Consider the following 6,692-nt stretch of genomic DNA (forward strand, 5'->3'; position numbering starts at 1 on the left):
AACGACACCACCCAGTTCGGCAGGTCGACGATTTCGCTGATGCGCAAATCGCCGCACACCGAGCACAGCATGTAAGCCTGTTCCGCCGGCATGCCGTGCTCGCGGCACAGCCAGTCGATGGTATTGGCCACCGCCTGGCGGGCGGCCTGCATCAAGTCCGGGCCGATGCCGGTGAAGGCTTCGTAGCCGGCGCTGTCGAGATGGCGGGTCACCGGGCCGGGGGTGCTGAAACGCGGCGTGGCCAGGGGCGTCTGCTTGATCAGATCAAGCTTGACCACCACGTCCATCGCGCTCTCGATGGCGGTGCCACACACCTCGCCATCGCCTTGGGCCGCGTGAGTGTCGCCGATGGAAAACAGCGCGCCGGCCACTTCCACCGGCAGGTACAGGGTGCTGCCAGCCGCCAGGTCACGGATGTCCAGATTGCCGCCGACCCGGCGCGGCGGGACGATGGAATGCAGTCCGGCTTCAGCCGGCGCCACGCCAACCGTGCCGGCGAATGGTTTGAGCGGTACCTTGGCGAAATCGCCGAACGCCGCCGGGGCGAGGGTCTGCGTGTCGTAATGCCACAAGGCGAGGGCGGGCGCCTGGAACTGATCGGCCAACAGGCCGAAGCCGGGGATGTTGGCAGTCCAGCCGAAGCCGCCAGGCTTGAAGCTGTCCAAGGTGATTTTCAGGATATCGCCAGGCTCGGCGCCTTCGACGTAGATCGGCCCGGTCACCGGGTTGATCTGGTCGAACGGCATGACGCTGACGTCGGCGACCTGCGACTGGGCGGTAAAGTAGCCATTGGAGGAATCGCGGCAATTCATTTGCAGCGTGGTGCCGGGCGCCACGCGCTCGACGGGGGTAAAACGGTGGTCCCAGCCGAAGTGGCTGTTGACGCTGTGAATGGTCTTGACCAGGCAGTTCTGGCACATGGCTGCTGTCCTCGTTGCTAAAAAGGCCGTGGGGCAGGGGCCCGTTCTGCCTTCGCAGGACGGGCCCGGCACACATCACTTCACCCAGATGTAGTCATAGTTGACCGGCACGTGGACCGGGTCGACGTACAGCGCGTCGTCGCCGCCCATGCGCTGGGAGCGCACGGTGAAGCGTTGCTCGTTGAAGATCGGCACCCACGGCGCATCGGCCATGGCGTCAGTGAAGATCTTCTTCCAGGCCTCAGTGCGCTCGGCCTGTTGTTCCGGTCGGGCCATCGCATCAGCTTTGGCCGCGCGTTCGTCCAGCGCCTTGTTGCAGTACAACGACCAGTTCCAGCCGCCTTCGACCGCGCCGGTGCAGCCGAGAATCGGGCCGTAGAAGTTCGACGGATCCGGGAAGTCAGCGATCCAGGCCATGCCGCCGGACCACACCATCGGCGCCTGATCCCTGGAGCTGCCTGCCGCGATCACGTTGGCCTGGGCGAGGGATTTGATCTGCACACGAATGCCGACCTTGGCCAGATCCTGCTGGATGGATTGGGCGATGCGCGGCTGCGGGTCGGTGTTCATCACATACAGTTCGGTGTCGAACCCCTTGGCCAGACCGGCGTCGGCCAGCAGCTTCTTCGCGCCTTCGACGTCATAAGGCAGGCCCTTGTACTGCGTGTCGTAACCTGGCATCGCGGGCGGCAACGGCTGGTTCGCGGGCACCGCGCGACCGTTGATGATGCGCACGATGCGTTCCTTGCTGATCGCCATGTTGATGGCCTGGCGCACCTTGAGGTTGTCGAACGGCGGCAAGGTGGTTTTCAGCGTGACGTAGCCGGTCTGCAGCTGGTTGCCGGTGACCAGCAACTTCTTGGACGCCGGGTCGTTCTTGAACTGCAGGAACTGCGCGGGGGGCACGCCATCGCCGGCAATGTCCACTTCGCCCTTGTTCAGGCGCAGCAGTGCCACCGTTGGGTCCTGGCCGATTTCAAAGGTGATCTTGTCGACGTAGGGCAGGCCCTTCTGGAAGTAGTCGGGGTTCTTCACCAGTTCCAGCTTCTGCCCGAGCTTCCACTCGGCCAGGCTGAACGCGCCACTGCCCACCGGGTGCTTGCCGAAGTCAGCGCCCCATTGCTCCACGGCTTCCTTGGGCACCACTGAGGCGAAGTTGATCGCCATGATGTGCAGGAACGTGGCATTGGGTGCGTTCAGCGTGATGGTCAGGTGCTGATCATCGATGACTTTGATGCCGCTAAGGGTCGCGCTCTTGCCGGCGGTAACGTCTTCATAACCGACGATAGAGCTGAAGAAACCCGCGCCCGGGCTCTGGGTCTTCGGGTTGACGGTGCGCTCCAGGGAATACTTGACGTCATTGGCCACCAGCTCACGACCGTTCTGGAACTTCACGCCCTTGACCAGGGTGAAGCTGTAGACCAACCCGTCCGGGGAAATGCTGTAGTCCTCGGCCAGGCTTTTCACCAGATCGGTGGTGCCCGGCTTGTAGTCCATCAAGCGGCCGAACAGGCTTTTGATCATCGACCAGTTCTGCCAGTCGTAGCCAATCGCCGGGTCCAGGGTTGCAACGTCATTCTGGTAGGTCACCACCACATTACCGCCGCTTTTCGGCGTCTCGGCCCACAGTGGCGTGGTAAACAGCGTGGCCGCCACGGCCAGGGTCAGCGCTTTGATCTTCATTGTTGTGCCCCGTTGTGTTGATGAATTCAGTGCTGCTTGATGTCGATGCGCGGGTCCACCAGCGGGATCACCAGATCCGCGAGCAGGTTGCCCAGTACGATGGCCACCGCCGAGAGCGTGGTGACGCCGACGATGACCGGAATGTCGACTTGCTGAATCGACTGCCAGGCCAGCTGGCCAATGCCTGGCCAACCGAACACCGACTCGACCACCACCAGGCCGCCCATGAACACCCCGATGTCGATGCCGATCATCGGGATCACCGGGACGATGGCGTTGGGCAGCACATGCACAAAGATCACCCGCGCCCGGCTCAGGCCCTTGGCCCGTGCGGTGCGGATGAAGTCTTGATGCAGCACCTCGATCATCGACGAGCGGACCATGCGCGAATACCAGCCGCTGCCGAGCAGGCCGAGGGTCAGCGCCGGCAGCATCAGGTGACTGGCGCCGCCATAGCCGCCCAACGGGAACCAGCCCAACTGCACCGCGAAGAAGTACAGAAACAGCATGGCGGCGATGAACTGCGGGGCCGAGACGCCGACGAAGGAAAACGCCATGAGCAGCTTGTCCGCGAAGCTGTCGCGCTTGAGCGCAGCGAGCATCCCCAGGCTAATGCCGATCAACAGCTCAAAGCCGATGCCCGCCGCCATGAGTTCGAGGGACGGGCGCAGCCGCGCGCCGATCAGCTCACTCACGGCGGTGCGCTGGATGTAGGAGCGGCCGAGGTCGCCATGGAGCAGGTTGCCCAGGTAATTCAGGTATTGATGATAGAACGGCAGGTCCAGGCCCAGTTGCGAGCGGATGGCGGCGACGACCTCCGGGGTCGCGCTGCGCCCGGCGATCTGCCGCGCCGGGTCGGCGGGCAAGAGGAACAGCAGCAGGTAGGTGATGAACGTCACGCCCAACAGGATCAACAGCGCGTACCCGACCCGGCGGCAAATGAACGGCAGCATCAGCGGCGCCCCTTGAGTGTGGGGTCGAGTTCGTCGCGCAGGGCGTCACCGACCAGATTGAATGCCAGCGACAGCAGAATGATTGCCGCGCCGGGAATAAACACCAGCCACGGCGCGGAGGTGAAGTACGTCTGGCTTTCGAAAATGATGTTGCCCCAGCTCGGCGTGGGTGGCTGCACGCCCACGCCCAGGTACGACAAGGTGGCTTCCAGCAACACGGTGGTCGAAATGCCCAGCGTCGCCCACACCAGAATGGTGGGCAGCAGGTGCGGCAACAGGTGCGAAAACAGGATGCGCAGCGAACTGGCGCCGAGCGTACGCTCCACCGCGACAAAGTCCCGCGCGCTGAGGGCCACGGTTTCGGCGTAGATCACCCGGGCGATCTGCACCCAGTTCACCATCGCGATCACCATGGCCACGATCCACACGCTGGGCTGGAAAATCGCCGAAAGGGCAATCGCCAGCAGCAGGGCGGGGAAGGCCATCATCAAGTCGGTCACGCGCATCAACACGCTGCCCAGCCAGCCCCGCACGAAACCGGCGGTCAGGCCCACCAGCGTGCCGATAAGCACAGCGAGCCCGTTGGCCAGCACGCCGATGAACAGCGACGTGCGCGCGCCGAATATCAGCCGCGACAGCAAGTCACGGCCGAGCAAGTCGGTGCCCATCCAGTAGGGCCCCGCCGGGGCCATCGGCGCGCCTTCCAGGGTCAATCCCTCGACGAACTGCTCGTCCGGATCGAAAGGGCTCAGCCACGGCGCCAGTGCCGCTAGCAGCACCACGGTGACGATAAACAGCAGCGACACCGCCACGGCCGGCCGACGCAACAGGGCTTTCAGCGTGTTCATGCGCGGTCCTCGTCACGCGTCGCAAGCAGGTCGGCACACAGCGCTTCAATCGGTCGATTGAGCTGCATCGACAGGCTGCGCAGACGCTCATAAGCCGTCGCCTCGTTGATGCGTTGCGTCACCATCAAACGCGCCAGCGCCTGGGCCATCAAGGGCCGCATCGCCAGCCGCTGCTGCAACGCGGTGAGTTCTTCGGCATCGGCGCGCTGTCGGTCACGCAGCCCCACCGCCATCATCAACGTGGTGTACACCGAGCCCTGGCTGATGGGCTTGTTCAACAATGCCGTCGCGCCCAGCTGCAACGCGCGCTGGATCTGTGACAGGGTTTCGTGGGCGCTCAGCGCCACGATCGGGATGCTGGCCGCATTGAGGGCCTCGACGGCAAGCGGGCTGGCGAAATGCTCGATTTCAAGGATGGCGGCGAAACAGCCCTGAGTGTCACAGGGCGCGTCATGCGCAAGCACCTCTGAGTGAATGCCCAGACGCTGGAGGCTCTTGCCCAGATTGGCCTGACTGCGTTCATCGCAGTCGATCAACAGCAAATGGCCCTGGTCGAAGGCCGGGAAAGGGCGTGTGTTCATTTGACGATCCTCAAGCGCGGCGCCGGGGTGGCGTGTCGGTCGACCCCATCGGCGTGTACATCCGTAACAGTGAGATAAGGGTCGGCGACGATCGGGTAAGGCGATGATTGCACCACCTCGAATCGGCCCTCGCGCAGTTCGGCGATATGACTGGCCAGCGCGCTGTGGTGATTGCGCGCCGACAGGCTGACGCTGCCGAGCACGCTGGCGACCGGGTGGTCGTACAGGTGCTCGCAGATAGCCTTGGGCGAAGCGTCCTCGCTGGCGTGCAAGGCGTCGGCAAACACCCTCAGCGCGGTGTAGGCGCTGGTGTAATAGTGCGAGCAGGTGCGCGGACCATGGCGCTGTTGCGATTCGCAAAACGCCGGGTCCAGGGTCTCGAAAAACGGCCCGCACGACAGCAGGCGCAACGCATGCATCGGGCCGACGGCATCCAGCTCCGCTTCGGTCAGGTTGCAGCTCAGCACCGGCAAGCGCAGGCCTCGCCCGACGCAGGCCCGGTCCAGTTGCTGCAGAAAGGCGTAGGACGATTCGCCGACCAGGTTGTTGAGCACGAAGGCGGGCGGGTCTTCAATGAGTCCGTCAATCAGTGTGTCGAAGCCGGTCGCGCCCAGGTGCCAGTACTTTTCCCCGAGCACTTGTGCGCCGTTGGCGCCCAGCACTTCCCGGGCAATGCGGTTGCTTTCCCAGCCCCAGACGTAGTTCGAGCCCAGCAGGAATGCGCGCCGGCCAAACTGGTCAAGAGCGTAGCGCAACAACGGCAGCAGCGTCTGGTTCGGGCAGCCACCGAGGTACAGCACGTTCTCGCTGCTTTCGTAGCCTTCGTAAGGGCTCGAATACCAGAGCAACGCGCCGTGCTGGTCCAGGTCAGGAATGATTTCCTTGCGGCTCGCCGACAGCGTCGTGCCGAAGATGTGCCGCACCCCTGCACTCAGCAGCTGGGCCATACCGGTGCTGTAGCCGGCCGGATCGCCCTGCGGGTCGACGCAGATTGCCTCAAGTTGCACGCTGCGCCGAGGGTCGGCGTTGAGTTCGGCCAGCGCGTCCTGCAGCCCGAGCAAGGCACTGCGGCCCATGCGCCGGTAGGTGCCTTCGGTGGAGAGCAGAAACCCGACGCAAACAGTGGGGCGCGGCTTGGGCAAACGAAGATCGGGCATGAAAAGCATCCATAAAAAAAGCCCGATCAACCCGGTAAGGGTCGATCAGGCTTCGATACCTGGCGCATTCGAGGCGCGTATGTGGACGAGACTTAAGGACCGAGGTCCCGCTTGTCGTTTGCTTTATACATGAAATAAGCGTGCCAAGTGAAGGCCCCCGGGTGTGAAGCCCTTTCACGGCGATTGCCTCACTGGGAATGCTCCGCCGTGGGGCGCTCGTCTACCGCGAGGCGCCTAAGCGGAGCAGGGCGGGTGTTACAACGCGCTCGCCGGCAGCGCTCGGCGTCGCCGGTACAGCACCAGCGTCGCGCCGAAGCCGCACGCCGCGGCAAACATCAGCCAGAACGCCGGCGAGGCCTTGTCACCGGTGGCTTGCACCAGAAAGGTCGACATCGCCGGGGTGAAGCCTCCGAACACCGCCGTCGCCAGGCTGAACGCAAGGGAAAACCCGACCACGCGCACCTCTTGAGGCATCACTTCGGTCAGTGCGGCCACCATCGCGCCGTTGTACATGCCGAAGAAGAACGAGAAATACAGCAAGACCGCCAGC

At 63.9% G+C, this 6,692-nt stretch carries 6 protein-coding genes and 1 pseudogene; all 7 read right to left on the reverse strand.

The genetic code is table 11. The features are described 5' to 3' along the window. Window positions 1-920: acetamidase/formamidase family protein (locus VF672_RS24195; RefSeq protein ID WP_331107715.1), on the reverse strand; the 920-nt coding region annotated here is incomplete at its 3' end. A gap of 75 nt (window positions 921-995) precedes the next feature. Next, window positions 996-2,603, reverse strand: a complete 1,608-nt coding sequence (locus tag VF672_RS24200; protein ID WP_331107717.1) for an ABC transporter substrate-binding protein — start codon at window positions 2,601-2,603, stop codon at window positions 996-998. Window positions 2,604-2,629: 26 nt separating this feature from the next. Beyond that, window positions 2,630-3,556, reverse strand: a complete 927-nt coding sequence (locus VF672_RS24205; RefSeq protein WP_331107719.1) for an ABC transporter permease — start codon at window positions 3,554-3,556, stop codon at window positions 2,630-2,632. Next, window positions 3,556-4,404, reverse strand: a complete 849-nt coding sequence (locus VF672_RS24210) for an ABC transporter permease (protein ID WP_331107721.1) — start codon at window positions 4,402-4,404, stop codon at window positions 3,556-3,558. Before VF672_RS24210 ends, VF672_RS24205 begins: the two co-directional genes overlap by 1 nt. Then, on the reverse strand, window positions 4,401-4,985 hold the full coding sequence (locus tag VF672_RS24215; RefSeq protein WP_331107723.1) for an ANTAR domain-containing response regulator: 585 nt from the start codon (window positions 4,983-4,985) through the stop codon (window positions 4,401-4,403). The genes VF672_RS24210 and VF672_RS24215 overlap by 4 nt, the downstream gene beginning before the upstream one ends. Continuing rightward, entirely contained in the window at window positions 4,982-6,142 is a 1,161-nt protein-coding gene (locus VF672_RS24220; protein ID WP_331107725.1) for a transporter substrate-binding protein, read from the reverse strand. Before VF672_RS24220 ends, VF672_RS24215 begins: the two co-directional genes overlap by 4 nt. A gap of 255 nt (window positions 6,143-6,397) precedes the next feature. Then, window positions 6,398-6,692, reverse strand: a pseudogene (locus tag VF672_RS24225) (citrate-proton symporter); the annotation flags it as partial.

Origin of the sequence: Pseudomonas sp. (genome assembly GCF_036387035.1) — a bacterium.
In the GTDB taxonomy this organism is placed as follows: domain Bacteria; phylum Pseudomonadota; class Gammaproteobacteria; order Pseudomonadales; family Pseudomonadaceae; genus Aquipseudomonas.

Coding starts and splice junctions, on each gene's coding strand:
- VF672_RS24200 (WP_331107717.1), bottom strand. CDS start 2,603: ATGAAGATCAAAGCGCTGACCCTGGCCGTGGCGGCCACGCTGTTTACC.
- VF672_RS24205 (WP_331107719.1), bottom strand. CDS start 3,556: ATGCTGCCGTTCATTTGCCGCCGGGTCGGGTACGCGCTGTTGATCCTG.
- VF672_RS24210 (WP_331107721.1), bottom strand. CDS start 4,404: ATGAACACGCTGAAAGCCCTGTTGCGTCGGCCGGCCGTGGCGGTGTCG.
- VF672_RS24215 (WP_331107723.1), bottom strand. CDS start 4,985: ATGAACACACGCCCTTTCCCGGCCTTCGACCAGGGCCATTTGCTGTTG.
- VF672_RS24220 (WP_331107725.1), bottom strand. CDS start 6,142: ATGCCCGATCTTCGTTTGCCCAAGCCGCGCCCCACTGTTTGCGTCGGG.